Annotated in this window: 17 protein-coding genes and 1 tRNA gene; 9 read left to right on the forward strand and 9 right to left on the reverse strand. The window is 66.2% G+C overall.

Annotated elements, in window-relative coordinates:
* Nucleotides 1–535 precede the first annotated feature (535 nt).
* A tRNA-Leu gene (locus FHG09_RS02795) sits at nucleotides 536–619 on the reverse strand.
* Between the two features lie 524 nt (nucleotides 620–1143).
* On the opposite strand from FHG09_RS02795, the gene FHG09_RS02800 reads away from it, so the two are divergent.
* From FHG09_RS02800 to pknB, 7 genes are all read left to right on the forward strand, one after another.
* Nucleotides 1144–2010 (forward strand): DUF3662 and FHA domain-containing protein, encoded by an 867-nt coding sequence (locus FHG09_RS02800; RefSeq protein ID WP_152346154.1) that lies wholly within the window; start codon nucleotides 1144–1146, stop codon nucleotides 2008–2010.
* The gene (locus tag FHG09_RS02805) at nucleotides 2007–2516 is read left to right on the forward strand and encodes an FHA domain-containing protein (protein WP_152346155.1); all 510 of its coding nucleotides are present in this window, start codon (nucleotides 2007–2009) and stop codon (nucleotides 2514–2516) included. The genes FHG09_RS02800 and FHG09_RS02805 overlap by 4 nt, the downstream gene beginning before the upstream one ends.
* Nucleotides 2513–3937, forward strand: a complete 1425-nt coding sequence (locus tag FHG09_RS02810; RefSeq protein ID WP_152346156.1) for a PP2C family protein-serine/threonine phosphatase — start codon at nucleotides 2513–2515, stop codon at nucleotides 3935–3937. The genes FHG09_RS02805 and FHG09_RS02810 overlap by 4 nt, the downstream gene beginning before the upstream one ends.
* A complete protein-coding gene (locus FHG09_RS02815; protein ID WP_152346157.1) occupies nucleotides 3937–5628 on the forward strand; it encodes an FtsW/RodA/SpoVE family cell cycle protein in 1692 nt (563 codons plus the stop codon). The genes FHG09_RS02810 and FHG09_RS02815 overlap by 1 nt, the downstream gene beginning before the upstream one ends.
* Nucleotides 5625–7094 carry a peptidoglycan D,D-transpeptidase FtsI family protein gene (locus FHG09_RS02820; protein ID WP_152346158.1) on the forward strand — a complete coding sequence of 490 codons (1470 nt, stop codon included), beginning with the start codon at nucleotides 5625–5627 and terminating at the stop codon, nucleotides 7092–7094. The genes FHG09_RS02815 and FHG09_RS02820 overlap by 4 nt, the downstream gene beginning before the upstream one ends.
* Entirely contained in the window at nucleotides 7091–8917 is a 1827-nt protein-coding gene (locus FHG09_RS02825) for a protein kinase domain-containing protein (RefSeq protein ID WP_152346159.1), read from the forward strand. Before FHG09_RS02820 ends, FHG09_RS02825 begins: the two co-directional genes overlap by 4 nt.
* Nucleotides 8918–9035: 118 nt before the next feature.
* Complete coding sequence (gene pknB / locus FHG09_RS02830) at nucleotides 9036–10919, forward strand: Stk1 family PASTA domain-containing Ser/Thr kinase (protein WP_152346160.1); 1884 nt, start codon at nucleotides 9036–9038, stop codon at nucleotides 10917–10919.
* 74 nt (nucleotides 10920–10993) lie between these two features.
* Here the strand turns inward: pknB and FHG09_RS02835 are convergent, their stop codons facing one another.
* The 4 genes from FHG09_RS02835 to FHG09_RS02845 form a co-directional block, all read right to left on the reverse strand.
* A complete protein-coding gene (locus tag FHG09_RS02835) occupies nucleotides 10994–11506 on the reverse strand; it encodes a GyrI-like domain-containing protein (RefSeq protein ID WP_152346161.1) in 513 nt (170 codons plus the stop codon).
* Between the two features lie 158 nt (nucleotides 11507–11664).
* On the reverse strand, nucleotides 11665–12309 hold the full coding sequence (locus FHG09_RS02840; RefSeq protein ID WP_152346162.1) for an anthranilate synthase component II: 645 nt from the start codon (nucleotides 12307–12309) through the stop codon (nucleotides 11665–11667).
* Nucleotides 12306–12473: a hypothetical protein gene (locus FHG09_RS19715; RefSeq protein ID WP_193627261.1), complete on the reverse strand. Its 168-nt coding sequence runs from the start codon at nucleotides 12471–12473 to the stop codon at nucleotides 12306–12308. The genes FHG09_RS02840 and FHG09_RS19715 overlap by 4 nt, the downstream gene beginning before the upstream one ends.
* 1 nt (nucleotide 12474) lies before the next feature.
* Nucleotides 12475–13686 carry a class E sortase gene (locus FHG09_RS02845; protein ID WP_227492501.1) on the reverse strand — a complete coding sequence of 404 codons (1212 nt, stop codon included), beginning with the start codon at nucleotides 13684–13686 and terminating at the stop codon, nucleotides 12475–12477.
* Between the two features lie 262 nt (nucleotides 13687–13948).
* Between FHG09_RS02845 and FHG09_RS02850 the strand changes: the two genes are divergently transcribed.
* Nucleotides 13949–14689: a cell division protein CrgA gene (locus FHG09_RS02850; protein WP_152346163.1), complete on the forward strand. Its 741-nt coding sequence runs from the start codon at nucleotides 13949–13951 to the stop codon at nucleotides 14687–14689.
* A gap of 384 nt (nucleotides 14690–15073) precedes the next feature.
* On the opposite strand, the gene FHG09_RS02855 is transcribed toward FHG09_RS02850, so the two are convergent.
* Together FHG09_RS02855 and FHG09_RS02860 are read right to left on the reverse strand one after the other, a co-directional pair.
* On the reverse strand, nucleotides 15074–15769 hold the full coding sequence (locus tag FHG09_RS02855) for a rhomboid family intramembrane serine protease (RefSeq protein WP_152346164.1): 696 nt from the start codon (nucleotides 15767–15769) through the stop codon (nucleotides 15074–15076).
* A 59-nt stretch (nucleotides 15770–15828) separates the two neighbouring features.
* The gene (locus FHG09_RS02860; protein WP_152346165.1) at nucleotides 15829–16371 is read right to left on the reverse strand and encodes a peptidylprolyl isomerase; all 543 of its coding nucleotides are present in this window, start codon (nucleotides 16369–16371) and stop codon (nucleotides 15829–15831) included.
* Between the two features lie 176 nt (nucleotides 16372–16547).
* On the opposite strand from FHG09_RS02860, the gene FHG09_RS02865 reads away from it, so the two are divergent.
* Entirely contained in the window at nucleotides 16548–17288 is a 741-nt protein-coding gene (locus FHG09_RS02865) for a hypothetical protein (protein WP_227492502.1), read from the forward strand.
* 205 nt (nucleotides 17289–17493) lie between these two features.
* Here FHG09_RS02865 and FHG09_RS02870 read toward each other — a convergent pair whose 3' ends face one another.
* On the reverse strand, nucleotides 17494–18753 hold the full coding sequence (locus FHG09_RS02870; RefSeq protein WP_152346167.1) for a CynX/NimT family MFS transporter: 1260 nt from the start codon (nucleotides 18751–18753) through the stop codon (nucleotides 17494–17496).
* Between the two features lie 29 nt (nucleotides 18754–18782).
* The gene (argS, locus tag FHG09_RS02875; RefSeq protein WP_152346168.1) at nucleotides 18783–20522 is read right to left on the reverse strand and encodes an arginine--tRNA ligase; all 1740 of its coding nucleotides are present in this window, start codon (nucleotides 20520–20522) and stop codon (nucleotides 18783–18785) included.
* Nucleotides 20523–20559: the final 37 nt, after the last annotated feature.

Raw genomic sequence — 20559 nt, forward strand, 5'->3', positions numbered from 1 at the left:
CCGGCACCTGACGCTCGCCTGTCGCCGGCCCGACGCCGGCCTCAGCCTGGGTCTGTCTGGCGCCCACCTCACGCGCTCACCCTGGTCTGGCGCACCGGCCCGACGCGCGCCTCACCCTGGCCTCACCCTGGTCTGACTCCGGCCCGACGCCGGAAATGGTGCTGGTTTCTCTCAGCTGCTCACTTTCTTCTGTGGGCAGTTGAGAGCAACCAGTACCATTTCGCGAACTGCGACCTTCGAACTGCAGACAGCTGCCTGTGGACGCGGGACTTGGGCCGCGCCGCGGACTGCGGACTGGCAGATGCGCCTCACGCCCCGCGCCTCCACCGCATTCAGCCCAGTCCGAGGTGAACAGCCCACATTTGAACCTGGGCTATCCACCTCAGACGGGGCTTTTCGCGGCCTGCGGGCGACTTCCGCTTTCCTGCCGACGACTTCCGCCTACGCCCGAACACGACTTCGGCTTTCCTGCGGGCACGAAGAAGCCCCTCACCGGACCTTCTGCAGATCCCGGTGAGGGGCTTCTCGTTCGCTGTGCGCGAGGGGGGACTTGAACCCCCACGACCTTGCGGCCACTGGCACCTGAAGCCAGCGCGTCTACCAATTCCGCCACTCGCGCGAACAAGGTAAAACTCTAGCATCGGAGACGGCGAAACATAAAACCGAGGGAGCCGAAACGGCCCAAACGTGTCCACCTTCACATTTACCCTGGTCACGACCACCGTGATTCACGCGGTCACGACCACAACGGTTCATCCGGCGTCGAAGCACCGATTCATCCCCCGTCGAAGCTTTACGCACCCCTCGTCGGAGCATTGCGCACACCGCGACGACGGCGTCCGCTCCACCGCGGAGAGGGCCCGACTGCCGCTGCGAAGAGGGCCCTACACCCACCGCGACTGCTGCTGTGACTCGCTCCCGAACCCGGCCCCGCCGACCTTCACACTTCCCTGGACACACGCAGGGAATCCCGGCACAGCTTCGCCCCGTGAACAAGCGTGACGTGAGTTGAGAGCCTCACCGCGTTAGGATTGGGTGTTGATGTGCCCAGAGTGCACTCGGTCAGGACCACCTGGTCAGAGCGCTCAAATACGCTTGGCGAAGATTTCGTCCGGCCACGGCAACACCTGATGAGGAGGTGCCATGGGGTTACTCGATCGCTTCGAGAAGGGGCTGGAGAACGTCGTCAACGGCGCCTTCGCGAAGGCTTTCCGATCCCAGGTCGAGCCCGTCGAACTCGCCGGAGCCCTGCGCCGTGAGGCCGACAACAAGGCCGCCGTGGTCTCCCGCGGCCGCACTCTGACGGCCAACCACTACGTCATCGAGCTCTCGCAGACCGACCACGACCGGCTCTCCGGTCTCGAGTCGGAGCTGCGCTCGGACCTGCGCCAGGTCATCGGCGACCACGCCGTCGAACAGGCCTACAGCTTCGTCGGTCCCGTCTCCGTCGAATTCGCCCTCGCCGATGACCTCGACACGGGAATGTACCGCGTCGTGTCCTCGACCCAGCGCCCCGACGGGTCCCCCGCCGCTCAGCCGGCCAACCGCGGCGGCTACGACCCGATCTCCCGCGCGAATCCGATCGTCGGCGAGTCCCCGAACTCCGGTTCCCGGCCCGTGACCCCGCGCCGTGCCCCCGAACCTTCCCGTGCGGCCCCGGCCGCGGCCCCGCGCCAGAACCCTGCCGCCCGTCCCGCGCCGGCTCCTGCACCCGCTCGCGCCATCGAAGCCAGTGTGACCATCGACGGTCGCACGCAGATGCTGCGCCAGGGCACGAACACCTTCGGCCGTTCCTCGTCGAGCTCGGACTTCGTCATCGACGATCCCGGCGTCTCACGCCGACACTTCGAGATCGTCGTCGAGGGCGACCGTGCCGTGGCCAATGACCTCGGTTCGACGAACGGCACACTGCTGCATGGACGCAAACTGACATCGGCGACCCTGTCCGACGGCGATGTCCTCCTCGCCGGAGAGGCCGAGGTCCACTACAACGAGCGGGACGCCCAGTGAGCGAATTCACCGTCACCGTCTTCCGGTTGGCATTCTTCGTCATCCTCTGGCTCTTCGTCCTCGGAGTCGCCGGAGTCCTCCGCCGCGACATCTTCGGCCCCCGGCGGGCCCGCGCCGGAAGGAAATCTCGCCGAGGCGGCTCCAAGTCCGCCCCACCGCCACCGTCCCGTCCGGCTCCCGCACCTCGCCCGGCTGCCGCCCCGGTCGCCCATGCTCATCCGGGCACCATCCGCATCACCGACGGCCCGCTGGCCGGGCAGACGCTCATGCTCTCGGGGGCACCTGTGACCTTCGGTCGGGCGCCCGACAACACGATCATCATCAATGACGACTTCGCCTCCAGCCATCACGCTCGGATCTCCGCGAAGAACGGCGCATGGATGCTCGAGGACCTCGGATCGACCAACGGCACCATCGTCGACGGCTCACGCATGACCGGCCCCATTCAGCTGGCCATCGGCACCCGGATCACCATCGGACATACGACCCTGGAGACCCAATCGTGACGACCGACGGTACCATCACTCTCCGTTCGGCAGCCCGGTCTCACACCGGGCTGGTGCGTAAGAACAACCAGGACTCCGGCTATGCGGGTCCGAACTTCCTGCTCATCGCCGATGGAATGGGCGGCCACGCCGGCGGAGACGTCGCCTCGGCGATCACCGTCTCCCGCCTGGCCGAACTCGACCATGAGCCCGGAGGCGAGGACGCTCTCGAACTCCTGCGCACCTCGATCCTCGAAGCCAATGACCGCATCTGCCGCGGCGTCGGCGAACAGCCCGAACTCGCCGGAATGGGCACCACCGTCACCGCCGTGCTGCGCGCCCCCGGAAACCGCCTCGCCCTCGCCCATATCGGCGATTCCCGCGGTTATGTGCTCCGCGACGACAGACTCCAGCCGATCACCCACGACCACACGTTCGTGCAGATGCTCGTCGATGAGGGCCGGATCACCGCCGAGGAGGCCGAGACCCACCCGCAGCGCTCGGTCGTGATGAAGGTCCTCGGCGACGTCGGGGCCTCCCCCGATCTCGATCTGTCCCTGCGCGAAGCCCAGGTCGGCGACCGGTGGATGCTGTGCTCGGACGGTCTGACCGGCTTCGCCGATATCGACGACATCACCCGCGTGCTCAAAGAGGTGGCCGACCCCGATGAGGCCTGCCGCCAGCTCATCGACCTGGCCCTGGCCGGCGGCGGAGCCGACAACGTCACCGTCGTCGTCGGCGATGTCCTCGAGGGCGACGTCGAGACCACCGAGGGCGTATCCGTCGGATCCGTCCACCTCAACCCCCGCTACGCCGCGATCGGTGCGAGCCCCGACACCGAAGCGTCCGTGGACACCGAAGCCCATGGGGCCCTCGCCGAGGCGGACGTGTCCGCCGACACCGCACCGATCCACGCCGTGGACGGGCAGGACGTCGAAGCTCGGGACGGCACCACTCAGCAGCTGCGGACCGATACCGCTGCGGAGGAGGAGGCCGACCTCGATGACGAGGTCGAGAAAAGGTCCTATCTCGGGTGGATCATCACCGCCATCGTGATCGTTGCGCTGGCCGTCGGCGGTTTCTTCGCCTACAACTACGTCAGTCACCAGTACTACGTCGCCAACGACGACGGCAAGGTCTCGCTCTACCGCGGCCTCGACACGACGCTCGGGCCCATCGAACTCAGCCGCCTCGTCGACACCACGGAGATCGAGGTCGGCAGCCTCAACAGCTACTCCCAGGATCGGCTCCGCGGATCGATTCCTGCCGGTTCACGCGATGAGGCCGATCGCATAATCGACAATCTGCGCAAGGAATCCGATCGCTCCTCCGGCATGTCCGGCGACGTCGAGGACTCGACGAGCCCGACCGACCCGGCCCCCTCGCCTCCGGATTCGAAGTCCGCAGACCCCAGTGACGCCATCACCCGGGAGTCGCAGTGATGAACCAGGCTCCCTCGCAGACCGCGCGCCCCAGAACCTACCGTCTGGCCGAGCTCGGTCTCCTGATCCTGGCCATCGCCGTCGCCACCAGCGCTTATGCCTTGGTCGGCCTCGGTGTCGAAGACACCGTCCCGGCCAATGTCTACGGCTACGCCGCATGGCTGGCGGCCCTGGGCGTCATCCTCCACATCATCGTGTGGATCAAGGCGAAGTACGCCGATCCCGTGCTCGTGCCGATCGCGGTGCTGCTCAACGGGCTCGGACTGGCCATGATCTACCGCGTCGATCTCGGCCGCGACGAATACGTCGGTTCGGCGATGACCCAGCTGGTGTGGATGACACTCGGCGTGGGCCTGGCCATCGCCGTGATCTTCGTCATCCGCGATCACCGCTGGCTGCGCCGCTACACCTATGTCTCCGGCTTCGCCGCCCTCGTCTTCCTCATGCTTCCGCTCATCCCCGGCATCGGCAAGACCATCAACGGCGCCCGCATCTGGATCGGTGTCGGTCCCCTGTCCTTCCAGCCCGGTGAGATCGCGAAGATCCTGCTCGCCGTCTTCTTCGCCGGCTACCTCGTCACCTACAAAGACCAGCTCGTCGCCGCCGGACCGAAGATCCTCGGCATCCGCTTCCCCCGTCTGCGCGACTTCGGACCCATCGTCGTCGCCTGGGTCGCCAGCGTCGGCGTCCTCGTCTTCGAACGCGACCTCGGCACGTCGCTGCTCTTCTTCGGACTCTTCGTCGCCATGCTCTACGTGGCCACCTCGAAGGTCTCGTGGATCATCCTCGGCCTCGGTTTCTTCTCCGCGGGCGCGGTCGCGGCCACGTTCCTCTTCTCCCATGTGGGCCAGCGTGTGTCCGGTTGGCTCAATGCTCTGACCGCCGAGGAGTACAACAAGACTCCCGGTGGTTCCTACCAGCTCGTGCAGGGCCTGTTCGGCATGTCCAACGGCGGACTCATCGGCACCGGCTTCGGTGAGGGTCGACCGAATATGGTCCCCTACGCCGAATCAGACTTCATCTATGCCAGCTTCGGTGAGGAGATCGGCCTGGCCGGACTCTTCGTCATCCTGCTCTGCTACCTCTTCATCTTCCAGCGCGGCATCCGCACCGCCCAGCAGCTGCGCGACGGCTTCGGCACCCTGCTGGCCACCGGGCTGTCGTTCACGATCGCTCTGCAGGTCTTCGTCGTCGTCGGCGGCGTCACCCGCCTCATTCCGCTCACGGGTCTGACCACGCCGTTCCTCGCCCAGGGCGGATCCTCGCTCATCGCGAACTGGATGATCATCGCCCTGCTGCTGCGGATCTCGGACAACGCCAGGCGCCCCGTGGAGGAGTTCCACACCGGAGTGCTCACCATCACCGAGGATCCGCAGCCCGTTCCCGCGGGTGCCCCCGCGGCGGAAGCGGACTCAGCGGACGCGGAAGGAAGCGTCCCTGCCCAGGGCACGGCCGCCTCGGCGCGCACCGTCGACGAGGATGCCCCCACGACGAACCTGCCGCCGGCAGACTCCCGTGCGTTCGACGGCGAAGCCCCGACGACGAACCTGCCGCCGGCAGACTCCCGTGCGTTCGACGGCGAAGCCCCGACGACGAACCTGCCGCCCACTGACGACCGCGCACGGTCCCGCGGCCGGACACCGGACGACACCGATGCCACCGACCAACGACCCACCGGAGGTGAACGATGAAGAAGCCATTGACGCATATCGCCGTCGTCGGATTCGTCATGTTCGCGCTCCTGTTCGGGTCGACGAGCTGGGTGCAGTACGTGACCGCGGATTCGCTGAACAACAATCCGCTGAACAACCGGCGGATCCTCGACCAGCTGGCCCGCGATCGCGGTCCGATCCTCGTCGACGGCACCCCGATCGCGTATTCGGAGCCTGTGGACGACAAGTACAAGTTCCAGCGCAAATACGGCTCGGACAACCTCGATCCGCGCGCCTACGCCTCGCTGACCGGCTACTACTCCGTCGTGTCCGGGGCCTCGGGCATGGAACGCGCCGCCGGTGACTACCTCTCCGGTGACTCCGACGCCCTGTTCTACGACAAGGTCGGCAGCTTCTTCACCGGTGAGCAGCCCCGCGGCGCCGCGGTCGAGCTGACGATCGACCCGAAGGTCCAGCAGGCGGCTTGGGACGGGCTGGGCAACCAGAACGGTGCAGCCGTGGCGCTCGACCCGAAGACCGGGAAGATCCTGGCCATGGCCTCGACCCCTGGCTGGGATCCCAACGCCCTGGCCAGCCACGACTCGACCGAAGCCAGCCAGGCCTTCAAGAACCTCGAAGCCGCCGACGGCAAGCCCGCCTACAACCGTGCGATCGGCGGCAACCTGTACCCGCCCGGATCGACGTTCAAGGTCCTCGTCGCAGCGGCCGCCCTGGAATCCGGTGACTACGAGCCAGATTCGCAGCTCAACGGACCGGCAACGCTCGATCTGCCGCAGACGACGGCGACGATCGGCAACTCGCATCCCGGTGCCTGCCGCAACGGGGGCAAGCCGACCCTGGCCGATTCGCTCGCCGAATCCTGCAACACCTCGTTCGCCTCCCTGGGCATGGACCTCGGGGAGGACGCGGTTGCGAAGCAGGCCGAGAAGTTCGGCTTCGGCGAGGATCTCGAGATCCCTCTCAACGTCACCCCGTCCTCGTTCCCGTCCGACCTCAACCCGCCGCAGCTGGCTCAGTCCTCGCTCGGCCAGTACGAGGTCAGGTCGACTCCGATGCAGATGGCGATGATGACCGCGGGAATCGCCAACGGCGGAAAGATGATGACGCCTCAGCTCGTCGACAGAGTGCTCAATGCGAACACCCTCGAACCGATCTCCGAGACCCGTCCGAAGCAGATGTCCCGTCCCGTGTCCGGAGATACGGCCGACAAGCTCACCGACATGATGACGGGTGTGGTCGAGAACGGCACCGCCTCGGTGGCGAAGATGGGCGATACGAAGGTCGCGGCGAAGACCGGCACCGCCCAGCACGCCAAGGGCGCGGCACCCCATGCCTGGTTCATCTCCTTCGCCCCGGCCGATGACCCTCAGGTCGCGGTCGCGGTCGTGGTCGAGAACGGCGGAAACGCAGGCAATGAAGCTTATGGTGCGACGGTCGCAGGACCGATCGCGAAGAACATGATGGAAGCGGTGGTCGAGAAATGAGACCCGTCGAAGGCACCCTGTTGGGCAACCGGTACAAACTCACCTCCCGCATCGCCGTCGGCGGCATGGGCGAGGTCTGGAAGGGTGTGGACTCCGTGCTCGGCCGTGAGGTCGCGGCGAAGATCCTCAAAGACGAGTTTCTTTCCGAATCCACGTTCCTCGCCCGGTTCCGTGCCGAGGCGCAGAACATGGGTCGCGTCTCCGACCCGGGAATCGCCGGCGTCTACGACTACGGGGACGAACAGGGCTCGCCCTACCTCGTCATGGAATACGTTCCCGGTGAAGCCCTGTCTGCCATCATCGAACGCAGCGCCCCCCTGTCCGAGACCGACACCCTGAGCATCGTCACCCAGGCCGCTCAGGCCCTCGGTGCCGCGCACAAGGTCGGCGTCATCCACCGCGACATCAAGCCCGGAAACATCCTCATGACCCCGGACTTCCGGGTCAAGATCACGGACTTCGGTATCGCCCGCGTCACCGACCAGGCCCCGCTGACGAAGACCGGGCAGGTCATGGGCACCGCCCAGTATCTGGCCCCCGAACAGGCCACGGGCAAGGGATCGGGGCCGGGCTCCGATCTCTATGCACTCGGCATCATCGCCTATGAGGCCCTGGCCGGCCAGCGTCCCTTCACCGGGGATTCGCAGGTGGCCATCGCCATCGCCCAGGTCAATCAGCAGCATCCGCCGCTGCCGGACACGGTCTCCGAACCGCTGCGCCGCTTCGTCGACTGCCTGCTGGAGAAGAAGCCCGAACGCCGGCCCTCCGATGCCTTCAAGGTCGCCAAGGCCGCCGAAGCGCTCTCGGCCGGGGACATCGCCGGAGCCGAGGAGCTCGTGCCGCAGATGCGTCACGGTGCCGCCGCGTCCGAAGCGCTGACTCAGGTCTTCAACAATCCGGAACCGGTGGCCACGACGAAGGCCATTCCCGTCACCTCCTCGTATGACGCCACCCAGGTGTACCCCAACGGAGCCGCGGCCGGACTCGCCGGTGCGGGGGCCGCCGGTGCGGGGGCCGCCTCTGCGAACACGGGTCAATTCGATCCCGACGATCCGCAGAATCAGGACCTGGAGAAGGACAAGCAGTCGAACAAGGGCCGCGTCCTCATCTGGATCCTCGCGATCGTCGCGCTCCTGGCCGTCGGGTCCCTGCTGTGGTTCTTCCTCGGCGGAGGCAATGCCGAACCCGAACCGGAGCCGTCCACGTCGGCGCCCACCTCGGAGGCGGCGAAGACGATCGAGATCGATAAGAACGATTACATCGGACTCACGGAATCCTCGGCGACGCAGAACCTCGAGAACAAGGGTCTGGAGGTCGACACCACCGAGATCAACTCGGATCGTGCCGCCGGAACCGTCGCCGATGTCGGCGAGGGCGACAACGGGTACACCTTCGAAGAAGGCGATACCGTGACCCTCTACATCTCCGCCGGTCCCGCCGAACAGCCGCAGGAGCCGGCCTCGGATTCCGGTTCCGATCCTGGTCTGGGCAACGATTCGGAGACGAGCTCGGACTCCGGTTCCTCGTCGGATTCGCAGGATCAGGGTTCGGATTCGGGATCCGACTCCGGCGGCAGCGACACCGGTTCGGATTCCGGGAGCTCGTCGAATTCGTCCTCGGACTCCGAGTCCTCGAGCGGATCGGGCTCCGAAGGTTCCTCGGAGACATCCGGCGAGTCGGACTCGTCTGGTTCCGGTGATTCCGCCGATTCCTCCGGAGGATCGAACCCGGACAACGGCACTGACGGGTCAGGCGACAATCCGGGCTCTGCGAGCAGCTCGGATGCGAGCGGCAACCCGGGCGGGAACAACGGCAATGACTAGACATTGAACGATGCAGAGCAGCGATCACGAGAAACGACGAGTCTGAGATACTGAGAACTCGACCCGGTTCGGGTGAGAATGAACCCTTAAGACCGGGTGAGACAAGCGGAGGACATACATGAGTGAACCCAAGGTGCTGTCGGGGCGTTACGAAGTTCGTGCGCTCCTCGGCCGTGGGGGCATGGCAGAAGTGCATGAGGGCGTCGACAACCGTCTCGGACGGCGCGTGGCCATCAAACTTCTGCGCTCCGATCTCGCCCGCGATCCTTCGTTCCATACTCGGCTCAAGCGCGAGGCCCAGTCCGCGGCCGGTCTCAACCATCCCGGAATCGTGTCCGTCTATGATTCGGGCGAAGAGGAGTTCGTCGAGTCCGGCGGCTCGTCCGTGTCCGTGCCCTTCATCGTCATGGAATACGTCGAGGGTCAGACCCTGCGCGAGGTGCTCAACGAGCACGGCACCCTCACCGTCGACGAGGCACTCAACGTCATCGCCGGGGTTCTCGCCCCGCTCGAGTACTCACACCGCAACGGCATCGTCCACCGCGACATCAAACCCGCAAACGTCATGCTCACCCCCGAGGGTGACATCAAGGTCATGGACTTCGGCATCGCCCGAGCGCTGAAGGACAATTCGGGGCTGACACAGACCCAGTCGGTGGTCGGCACCGCCCAGTACCTCTCCCCCGAGCAGGCCCGCGGCGAGGTCGTCGACGCCCGCTCCGACCTGTACTCGACCGCCTGCCTGCTCTATGAGCTGCTGGCCGGCCGTCCCCCGTTCGTCGGGGATTCGCAGCTGGCCGTGGCCTACCAGCATGTCGGTGAGACCCCACAGCCGCCGAGCTTCTTTAACCCGAACGTCCCGCCGGCCGTCGACCGACTGCTCCTCCACGCTCTGCTCAAGGACCGCGACGCCCGCTACCAGGACGCCTACACCTTCCGTGAGGACGTGCTCGCCTCCCGCGACGGCCGTCCCATGAGCTTCGAGGACGACGCCGAGGCCACTCAGGCGTATCCGATGATGGCTCCGCCCATGACCGCACCGATGGCTCATGCCGCCGACGCCGAGGCGGCTCCCGAGACCGGTCCCGTGTCTACGATCATGACCAACCAGGAGGAGCGGCCGCCGCAGAAGCGGTCCCGCGCCTGGATCTGGATCGGCAGCATCTTCGTCCTCCTCGCCCTGGCCGCCGTGGCCCTGTGGGTGTACGAGATCAACAAGCCCGAACCGATCGTCCAGGTCGAGGTCACGAGTGTGGAGGGCATGGACGCCGATGAGGCCGAAACGGCGCTCATCCAGCAGGGTCTGCGCGTGGATACGGACGAGAAGTACAGTTCCGAGGTCGCCGAGGGCAAGGCCATCGAGACCGATCCTCCGGGCGGTCAGAAGGTCGACAAGGACAGCATCGTCAAGCTCATCGTCTCCTCCGGCCCCGAGTCGGTCAAGGTCCCGGACGTCTCCGGCAAGACCGAGGAGGACGCCCGGAAGGTCATCAACGATGCGAAGCTGCAGGCCGGCACCCATATCTCCCAGAACTCCCCGGATGTGGAGAAGGGCGTGGTCATCGAGACCAAGCCCGGCGACGGTCAGGAAGTCGATGTCGATTCGAATGTCGATCTCGTCGTCTCCTCGGGCATGGTCGAGGTCCCCGATGTCACCGGCCAGACCGCCGAGGAGGCCTGCAAGACCCTCGAGGGCGACGAGTACCAGCTCACGTGCAAGACCGAAGAGGTCGAGACCGACGAACACGATGAGAAGAAGGTCTTCGAACAGTCAGCGACCGGCGGCAGCGAGGTCAAGCAGGGTTCGGAGATCACCGTGAAGGTGGCCAAGAAGCCGCCGGAGCCGTCGCCGTCCGTGCCCTCGATCCCCGGTGGCATCCCGACCTCTCCCGGCGACGATGACGGCGGAGACGAAGACGACAAGGACAAAGACAAAAAGGACAAGGATTCGATGGGCGGAGGTCTCTTCGACAACTGGTCCGAAGGCATCATCGGCAACTGAGCCGCACAGTCTCAGGACGCACAGCGGCCGGGTCAGTCATCGACTGGCCCGGCCGCTGTCGTCTTCGGAGGGTTTCAGTCCAGGGTGAGGAACAGGTCGGTGCGCATATCGGCAGGATCCGCCTGGGGGCTGGGTTCGGTGACATAGAGTTCGATGAACGGCAGTCCCGGACGGTGCCCGGCCGCCACCGCCTCCTTGAGCAGCTGCGCCCAGGATTCCCCGAGCCCGTCATATCCGCCGAGGTGGCTGCGCACGGCCATGGAACCGCCGGGCAGCTCCGCGGGGATGACGATCCGGCCGCCGGGGATCGGCTGCGCATTCGTCAGCCCCGCCGAGGTGGGGATCCCCACCTGCAGATCGACCGTTTCGCTCGGCTGCCGGGTGTAGAGGGCGAAGGCCGGGCCCGCGGGTTCGAGTCCCGCCTCGGAGAGGACGGGGAAGAGTCCCGAGAAGGTGGAATCGAAGAGTTCCGGCAGGTCGGCCATGTGCACTTCGCGGGCCTCGACGACCGCTGCCGGTGTGGCTGGGACTTCGATGACGGTGAGTTCGGTGAACGGTTCGTCGCGCAGATAGGTCGGTTCTGACATCGTCGCTGTCTCCTGATCGTCGGTCGTGCACAGCTCACTGAGCGTGCACGGATCACGGTGCGCATTCGGATCGCCTGCGCACAGGGATCACTGTGCTCACGATCATAACGATCGGCCGCCTCGGCGAGAACCCTGAGAACAGGGATCGGCGGGAATTCTCAGGCGATCGCGGTCGCCAACGGCGACATTCCGGCCGCCGCCTGGGCGGCACCCTCGAGGCCGCACACCTCGAGCCAGTTGCCGAGCATGAGGTATCCGCATTCGGTGAGCACGGATTCGGGGTGGAACTGGACGCCGAACAGGGGCTTCTCCCGGTGTTCGATGGCCATGACGATGCCGTCGTCGGTGCGGGCGGTGACGGCGAACTTCTCGAGGTCGAGGGTCTCGTCGACGATCGCCAGGGAATGGTAGCGGGTGACGGTCAGCGGGCTCGGGCAGCCGAAGAAGATGCCTTCGCCGTCATGGGTGATGACCGAGGTCTTGCCGTGCATGAGCACGGGAGAGCGGGTCACCTCGGCGCCGAACACCTCGCCGAGGGCCTGATGGCCCAGGCACACGCCGAACACAGGCATACCCGATGTCTCCGCCCAGGACAGCAGGGGCGGGCAGACCCCGGATTCGGCGGGTACGCCGGGGCCCGGGGACAGGAGGACGCCGTCGTAGGCGGTCACGGTCTCCGCGATCGCGGCAGGCGCGATGTCGTCGTTGCGGACGACATCGACGTCCGCGCCGAGCTCACGCAGATAGGACACGAGCGTGTAGACGAAGCTGTCGTAGTTGTCGATGACGAGGATCTTGGTCATTGTCCGCCTTCGGTCACGGTGGCGTTGTTGAAGGGCATGTACGGGGCGATCACGGGGAAGACGTACTGCATGAGCAGCAGCACGACCGCCGCGATGAGGATGAGGGCGAAGATGAGTTTGACGACCCAGTTGCCGGGGAGGATCCGCCAGATGAATGCGTACATATCAGGCACCGCCGTTCTTGCTGACCTTCTCAAAGGCCTTCGAGTCCTTGATGTTCTCGGGTGCTCCATCGCCGGCCGGCGTCCAGTCGGTGAGTTCGGCGTAGGCGACGTAGCGTTCCCGGGCGGAGAACATCGGGTTGCACGCCGTCATCGTCAGGATCCGGTCCTTGCCCTTGAAGTCCGGTTCGTCCGGCACGGGTGAGAGCACTTCGACGGCGTCGGGAAGGATGATGTCGAAGTTGCGGAAGGTGTAGGTGTAGAAGCCGTCCTTCGTCTGGACGATGATCTCATCGCCCGGGCGCAGGTTCGCGATCTGGTTGAGCGGCTTGCCGTAGGTCACGCGGTGACCGGCGATGGAGAAGTTCCCGACCTCGCCCGGCATGGCCGAGTTCGGGTAGCGGCCGACGCCCATCCGGTTGAGCACGGGTTCGAGGTCGACGCCCTCGGCGACGGTGCGGTAGTAGTCGTCTCCGAAGCGCGGGATGTAGAAGATGCCGAAGGCCTCGTTCTTGCCCACGGGTTCGGCGACCACGGGTTCGTCCGGATCGTCGGGCAGTTCGTTCGGGTCCTGGTTCGCCCAGTCCTGGGTGAGTTCGTCGGCGAGCACTTCGTTGTCGCGGTTGGCCTGGATGTCCGTCCACCACAGCTGCCAGACGACGAAGAGGATGAGGACGAGACCCGCCGTGATGCACAGTTCGCCGAAGGTGCGCACGGTGCCGCGGATCGGACCGAGCGGTTCCCGCTGCGCGGGATGCTGACGCCGCTGACGTCGGGTTCGGCCTTGAGGTCGATCCTCGCCGGGGCGGCCGTGCGTGGAGTCCCCACCGTGCGGGGGTGCGCCCGCATAGTCGTTGCCGGCTGCGTATCCGTTGCCGGCGGTGGATCCGCTGCCGGCCGCGGCGGGAGTGTTCTGCGGGACCGCGGGCATGGCCTGAGTGGCCTGTCCGTGCGGCTGAGCCTCGTGCGGGGTCTGCGGGTGTCCCTGATAGACGGGTGGGGCATCGGAGTAGACGGCGGTCGGCTCACCCTGGGCCGCGGCGGCTTCTGCTTCCCTGCGCCGCAGCTCGCGTCGACTGGGCAGCGGCTGGTCTCCGGCGGCAGCGGGGCCTCCCGCAGATTGGCCGGCGGAGTGCCCGACATGCTGATCGGCGGAGTGGGAGGAGGGAATCCGTCTCTGAGCAGGACGGATGGTGGGTCGCGAGGGCGGATTCACGCCCGGCTCGTTACCCGAGGAGGAACTATTCACCACTTCTGCTCCGTGACTGTCACTGCATTGTCGGGGGCCGTCCAGAAGACAGGCGGGACACCCCTATGCACTTTATCCTATGGGAATCGTCGTTCGGGGCGTGCTCGGTGCGCTTTCAGGGTAGTCGGAGTTTTTCACTGTGACCCCCGCCGCGAGTAGACTGGTCTGCGATCGTCCCCAACCATTCATTCGGCGGCCCCACCGGCGGTCGGCCGACAAAGGAGTACTTGTGGCCAAGTCCAAAGGACGCCCCCAGCGCACTTCTCGCACTTCGTCGGCGGCCGAGGCGAAGAAGGCCGAGTCCGCTGAAGCGGTCGAGGCGACCGAGGTCGACGAGCTCGAGACCGAATCGCTCGACACCGACGTCGCCGATGCGGAAGACGCCGACATCGCCGAAGGTGCGAACGAAGAATCGGGTGCGGCAGACTCTGCAGTGGACGAACTGAAGGACGATTCCGCGGACGAGGTTTCGGACGAGACGGCCTCAGTTGAGTCTTCCGAGACGGCCCCCGAGACCGCAGCTGCCGAGAAGAAGGCCACGGCGTCGAAGGACGAGAAGTCCGAGTCGACCAAGGACGGGAAGACAGCCGAGGACGCGAAGTCGTCGAAGACGTCGGCTGCCAAAGCTTCCGACTCCAAGACCTCCGGCTCGAAGACGTCGGCTGCCAAGGCCGCCGGGGCGAAGGGGTCGGCCGCCAAGCGCACCTCGCGTTCGGGCAATCCGGCCAAACGCCCACAGGGGCGCAAGACCGCGAACTACACCTCGACCTCGGGTCAGCAGACGATCAAGCCGAACCCGAGCTGGTTCCTGCCGGTCCTCATCGGCCTGCTGCTCGTCGGCCTGGTCTGGCTCGTCACCTTCTACATCACCCAGGGCGCTTTCCCCGTCGAAGCATGGGGCAACTGGAACATCCTCATCGGCTTCGCCTTCTTCGTGGCGGGTCTGATCATGTCCACACGCTGGCGATAGTCGGTCCCGGCCGCAATCACCTCGATTGTCTGGTCGATCCGCGGCGATTCTGAGTTCGAAATCACCGCGGATCGACCAGACAATCTGCATTCACCGGGTTTCCCACTCTCCCCAGCAGTCTCGGCCCAGCGCCGACAATCCACAAGCGCCAAGTTATACCCAAGCCGGGTGCGTCGCTTGTGGAAAACTATTTTTAGACTTCTGACCAGCCTAAACACACCTGTGTAAGTTATCCACGTTGTGGATAGAGCTTGTGGACAGAGAATTCTCCACCGCAGAGTGCACACAAATCGGCGTCTTTCTGGTAAAAGCCTGGCAGCGTCGGGACGTCACTCCGTGGCCATCGAAAGCCGCCGCATTCAGAGGCCGAACGCAGAGGCCCGCTCAGAGGCCGAGGCCTGCCATCTTCCAGGCCCCTCCGGCCAGCATGAGCACCACCAAGCCGACCGACGTCGCCGTGAACACCAGTGTCCGCGACTGCCGGGGCCCCAGCAGGCCTGCACAGCCGAGGACGAACCCGGTGATCAGACCGCCGAGGTGGGACTCCCAGGACACGCCCGCGACGAGGAACCCGTAGCCGAAGTTGAGCGCGACGAACACGAGAACCCCGGCGATGTTCCGGTCGAGCCGTCGGGTGGGGGCCAAGAGCACGCCGACGATCGCGAACACCGCGCCCGAGGCTCCGATGTGGTTCGTCACCCAATCGGTGCTGAAGGGGTCGGCCAGCAGGAGCACCATGGCCGAACCGCCAGCGGTGCCGACGATGTAGACGGCGAGGAACTTCCAATGGCCCAGCGCCCGCTCGACGAAGGACCCGAAGAAGAACAGTCCGATCATGTTCGCCAGCAGGTGGAACGGTGAGGGCTGCTCGTGGACGAGGGCGACCGTGAGCACCCGCCACGGCTGTTCAAGGGTGAGTGCCGGAACGAAGCTCAGCCGTCGCAGCAGGTCGAGGCCGGGAATCAGCTCCGCCAGGAACGCCACCGTGGTGACGATGAGGAGCGTGCGGGTGACCAGCGGCGGGGATGCAGAGAGGGCCCGGCCGGTTTCCCGTGCCGAGCCCTCTTCAGGTGTGTCCATCACACCATGGTACTCAGTGGCCCCTCAAGGAGGCTCAGTGGTCCCTCAAGGACGGTGACTCACTTCTTGGTGATGTCGACCTTCTCGATGACGACCGGCTCGACCGGCTTGTCCATCGCAGCGGTGGGCACACTCTCGATCTCGTCGACGACCCGCTGCGAGGCTTCGTCGGCGACCTCACCGAAGATGGTGTGCTTGCCGTTGAGCCACGGGGTCTCGGCGGTGCTGATGAAGAACTGCGAGCCGTTGGTGCCGCGTCCCATCTGCTTGCCGGCGTTGGCCATGGCCAGCAGGTACTTGCGGTCGAACTGCAGCTCGGGGTGGATCTCGTCGTCGAAGGTGTAGCCGGGTCCGCCGGTGCCGGTGCCCAGCGGGCAGCCGCCCTGGATCATGAAGTTCGAGATGATGCGGTGGAAGCCGAGGCCGTCGTAGAAGGGGCGCTTGGTCGGCTCACCGGTCGAGGGATCGGTGAATTCCCGCTCACCCTGGGCGAGTTCGACGAAGTTGGCCACGGTCTTCGGAGCATGGTTGCCGAAGAGATCGATGGTGATGTCACCGTGGTTGGTGTGCAGGACTGCGGTATGCGTTGAGGCTGTAGTCATGACCTCATTCTTCCACGGCGAGCCGGCGAATGCAGTTCCGCACCAGGTCCATTGCCCAACCTGTCAGGCGATCCGCAGACAATTCGATGACATCCGCTGTCCACAGTCTTGCCCCTAGGCCGTAGACTGGTCAGTGATCACCTTGACCACCGACATCTAAGGATTGGGAACTGTTTATGTCGAAGAAGCCCACCCGAGATCAGCTCACTTCGAAGCTCGATTCCGCGAAGCAGACGTCACTCCGAGTCCTGGCAGATGCCAGCGAGAACGCAGCCCCGAAGCTGCGCGATGCCGCTGACAAGGCTCGCCCTCAGGTCGAGGCGCTGGCCGGCAAGGCCGAAGAGTTCGCTGAGAAGGCACGTCCGCAGGTCGAAGCCCTGGCCGACAAGGCCAATGACCAGGTCCACTCCTGGGCCGACAAGCTCGAGGCCTACCGCCCCGAAGCCACCGAACGCGCCGGCAAATTCGCCTCGAACGCCGCGACTTCGCTGTCCGGTGTCGAGACCCCGAAGCTCATCGATGATCTGGCCGTCCGCCTCACCGGCGACAAGAAGGCCATGAAGAAGGCTCGCAAGGCTCTCGCCAACGCCGGAAAGCGCATCGAGAAGGACACCGCCCGCAAGTCCGGTGGCGGAAAGGCCGCTCTCGTGTGGACCCTCGTCATCGGTTCGGCCGCAGGAATCGGCTACTACGTGTGGAAGAAGGCCCAGCCGGTCGAGGATCCCTGGTCGACCCCGCTGCCGAACAACCGTCCCGCCGATGCCCGTCCGGTCGGTTCGACCCCGGCTTCGCGCGAGGCAGCTGCCACCGAGGTTTCGCAGACCGCCGTGCCCTCCACCAAGGCAGAGGCCACGGACGAGGTCCCCGCTCCGAAGCCGGCCGTCAAGCCCGCCGAGGATACCGACGCCAAGCATTGAGTCACTCCGGGCTGATCAGTCACCCTGTTCGGCCGCGCAGGCGAATCCAAGGATTCGCTTGACCGTCACCGAGGCGGCCCACCGATGAGGTGGGCCGCCTCGGTGTTTCTGTGGGCGTTGACTCCTTCTTGCTACCCGACGGCGGCCCAGCAACCTCGCGCCAGGTTGCTGGGCCGCCGTCGGGTAGCAAGAAGGGAGGGCGAGCCTATTCGGGGTCGAGGACCTCGCGTGATCCGGGGCCGCCGCGGGGGAAGCCTCCGGCCCTGCGGGCGGCCAAGAGACCTGTGATCGTGAACGCGAGGGTGGCGGCGAGGATGAGCAGCAGCGGCGCCGTCCAGCCGGCTGTGGCCGTGTTGAGCCAACCGGCGAACGGCGGGGCCAAGGTCGCGGCGAGGTAGCCGCCGAACTGCACGCGCGCCGAAGCGGACGCGGTCTGGGCGTCGCTGCCGGCGGTGCGGGCGATGATCGAGAAGATCGCCGTGAACCCGCCGCCTTGGGCGATTCCGCCGGTCGTCGCCCACAGCCAGTAGGCGCCGGGGGCCGCCAGCAGACCCACGGGCAGGGACAGCCAGAGCACGGCGACGATCGCCACGGGCACCCACGGCTTCGTCTTCACGGCCAGCAGCGGCACCCCGAACGCACCGAGGATCGCAGCGATCTGGAACAGGGACGCCGTGCCTCCGGCGGCGGTCGGGGCGAGCCCGATGGTGTCTCCGAGGTAGCTCGGCAGCCAGGTCGTCGTCACGTAGTAGGCGGTCGACTGGCCGGAGAACGTGATGATGAGCAGGGCGATGATCATCCGGAAGGAAGCGGGAGCTTCGGCCCACGACTGCTTCGCGGCGGGGGCGACCGCCTCGGCGGCGGAAGGGTTCTCGGCGGATTCGGCCGCGGCAGCGCGGGCGGCCTCCCCCTCGCGGCGCACGCGCGTCCGGATGAGCACCATCCAGAAGCCGAGGCCGATGAAGGCGAGACCGCCCCATGCGGCCAGTGCCCAGCGCCAACCGAAGGCCTCGGCCAGCGGGCCCGTGCCGATGAGAGTGGCCATCGAACCGACGTTCATCATCGCCGAGTACAGGCCGGTGACCATCGACACCTGTTCCCACGGGACCTCGCGTCGGATGATGACGGGCACGACGATATTGCCCAAGGTGATCGCCAGACCGATGATGCCGGTGCCCACGAGCACGAGCCAGGACGGGCCGACCGAACGCAGAACGGTGCCCAGCAGGACACCGGTCAGGCACGCGAGAACCGTGGCTTCGGCGCCGAGGCGGGTGATGAACTTCCCCGCCAGCGGCGTGGCCAGCGCAAACAGCAGAACCGGCAGACCCGTGAGCAGACCGAGCCCGGCCGCGCTGAACCCCGTGCCCTCCTGAATGGCAGGCAGGATCGCGGTCGGCGCGATGATCGGGGTGCGCAGGTTGAGGGCGAGGATGACGATGCCCAGAACGATCCAGGGCAGCATCCTCTTGGCAGAAGGCCGCTGAGGCGAACTCACATCCGCTCGGGAACGCGGATGCCGAGCACCCCGAGACCGGCCTGGAGGACCTCGAGCACGATCGCCGAGAGACGCAGACGGGAGTCGCGCAGCTCTTCGGTCTCGGCGATGAGCACCGGGCACTGCTCGTAGAACGAGGTGAAGGCCTGGGCGAGATCGAACAGGTAGGTGCACAGGCGGTGGGGTGCGGACCCGGCGGCCGCCTCGGTGAGCACATCGGCGAAGCCGAGGAGGATAAGCGCGAGCTCACGTTCGGCCGTCTCACCGAGGCTGATCGCAGCATTCGCGACCTGGGAGGAGTTGATGCCTTCGGCCTCGGCCCTGCGGCCGATGGAGCGGATGCGGGCACCGGCGTACTGCAGGTACGGGGCGGTGTTGCCGATGGGGGCGAGCATCCGGTCGAGGTCGAAGGTGTACGAGGTGTCGTGGGCGACGGACAGGTCGGCGTACTTCACCGCGCCGATGCCGACGATGCGGGCGACCTCGTCGGCCTCCTCGGCGCCGAAGTCCACGTGTGATTCGGCCAGGGTCGTCTTCGCCCGGGTCACGGCCTCTTCGAGGAGTTCGGCCAGGCGCAGCGGGGCACCGGAGCGGGTGCGCAGGATCTTGCCGTCGGAGCCGAGCACATTGCCGATCTTCACGTGTTCGGGGCTGAAGGTCTCCGGCAGCCAGCCCGCCTCGCGGGCGACGGTGAAGACCATGTCGAAGTGCATGGCCTGCGGGGTGCCGACGACGTAGAGGGCCCGGTTCACCCCGAGGTTGACCGCCCGGTTGCGCACGGCGGCGAGGTCTGTCGTGGCGTAGCCGTAGCCGCCGTCGGACTTGCGGATGATGAGCGGCAGGGGTTCGCCTTCACGACCGGTGAAGCCTTCAGGGAACACGCACAGCGCACCGTCGGAGATCGTCGCCAGCCCCTTGGCCTCGAGCTCGTCGCAGACTTCGGCCAGGACGTCGTTGTAGGTGGACTCGCCGGCGAGGTCGGCATCGGTGAGGGTGACATCGAGGAGGGAGTAGATGCGGTTGAAGTATTCGCGGGAGTAGCCGACGAGTCTCGTCCACAGTCCCAGGGTCTCTTCGTCACCGCCCTGGAGCTTGACGACGCGGGCGCGGGAGCGGGTGGCGAAGGCCTCGTCGGAGTCGAACTTCGCCCGGGCCGCCTGGTAGAAGGCGTTCGGGTTCTCGGACACTTCGGAGGCTTCGTCGGAGTCCACCCCGACGTCGAGGAGGTGCTCGATGAGCATCCCGAACGGCGTGCCCCAGTCGCCGATGTGGTTCTGGCGGATGACGGTGTTGCCGAGGAACTCATGGGTGCGGGCCAGGGCGTCGCCGACGACGGTGGTGCGCAGGTGGCCGACATGCATCTCCTTGGCCACGTTCGGCGCCGAGTAGTCGATGGCGATGGTCTGCGGATCCGTGTTCTCCGGGGCCGCTGCGGCCTGACCTGACTGGAGGGTGGAGGCGAGGAAGTCGGGGGTGAATGTGAGATTGATGAACCCGGGTCCCGAGATCTCCGGGGTCTCACAGATGCCGTCGAGGTCGAGGTTTTGAACGATCTGTGCGGCGATGTCGCGCGGCTTCGACTTCAGTTCCTTGGCCAGCGGCAGGGCCACATTGGCCTGGAAGTCTGCGAACTGGCTGCCGCGGATGACGGGATCGCGCCCGGCGAAGTCCTCACCGAAGGCCTGGGTGAGGGCGGCGGCGAAACGGTCCGTGAGCACAGAAGTCAGAGATGGCATGTGCCCATTCTATTGCCGGGTGCAAGTTGCCTGGGCA

It is taken from the genome of Brevibacterium sp. CFH 10365 (assembly GCF_009299785.1).
Lineage (GTDB): Bacteria > Actinomycetota > Actinomycetes > Actinomycetales > Brevibacteriaceae > Brevibacterium > Brevibacterium limosum.

Excerpts from the sequence above, each read along its gene's own strand:
- FHG09_RS02800 (WP_152346154.1), top strand. The coding sequence starts at position 1,144 with ATGGGGTTACTCGATCGCTTCGAGAAGGGGCTGGAGAACGTCGTCAAC.
- FHG09_RS02815 (WP_152346157.1), top strand. The coding sequence starts at position 3,937 with ATGAACCAGGCTCCCTCGCAGACCGCGCGCCCCAGAACCTACCGTCTG.
- FHG09_RS02820 (WP_152346158.1), top strand. The coding sequence starts at position 5,625 with ATGAAGAAGCCATTGACGCATATCGCCGTCGTCGGATTCGTCATGTTC.
- FHG09_RS02825 (WP_152346159.1), top strand. The coding sequence starts at position 7,091 with ATGAGACCCGTCGAAGGCACCCTGTTGGGCAACCGGTACAAACTCACC.
- pknB (WP_152346160.1), top strand. The coding sequence starts at position 9,036 with ATGAGTGAACCCAAGGTGCTGTCGGGGCGTTACGAAGTTCGTGCGCTC.
- FHG09_RS02835 (WP_152346161.1), bottom strand. The coding sequence starts at position 11,506 with ATGTCAGAACCGACCTATCTGCGCGACGAACCGTTCACCGAACTCACC.
- FHG09_RS02840 (WP_152346162.1), bottom strand. The coding sequence starts at position 12,309 with ATGACCAAGATCCTCGTCATCGACAACTACGACAGCTTCGTCTACACG.
- FHG09_RS19715 (WP_193627261.1), bottom strand. The coding sequence starts at position 12,473 with ATGTACGCATTCATCTGGCGGATCCTCCCCGGCAACTGGGTCGTCAAA.
- FHG09_RS02855 (WP_152346164.1), bottom strand. The coding sequence starts at position 15,769 with ATGGACACACCTGAAGAGGGCTCGGCACGGGAAACCGGCCGGGCCCTC.
- FHG09_RS02860 (WP_152346165.1), bottom strand. The coding sequence starts at position 16,371 with ATGACTACAGCCTCAACGCATACCGCAGTCCTGCACACCAACCACGGT.
- FHG09_RS02865 (WP_227492502.1), top strand. The coding sequence starts at position 16,548 with ATGTCGAAGAAGCCCACCCGAGATCAGCTCACTTCGAAGCTCGATTCC.
- FHG09_RS02870 (WP_152346167.1), bottom strand. The coding sequence starts at position 18,753 with ATGCTGCCCTGGATCGTTCTGGGCATCGTCATCCTCGCCCTCAACCTG.
- argS (WP_152346168.1), bottom strand. The coding sequence starts at position 20,522 with ATGCCATCTCTGACTTCTGTGCTCACGGACCGTTTCGCCGCCGCCCTC.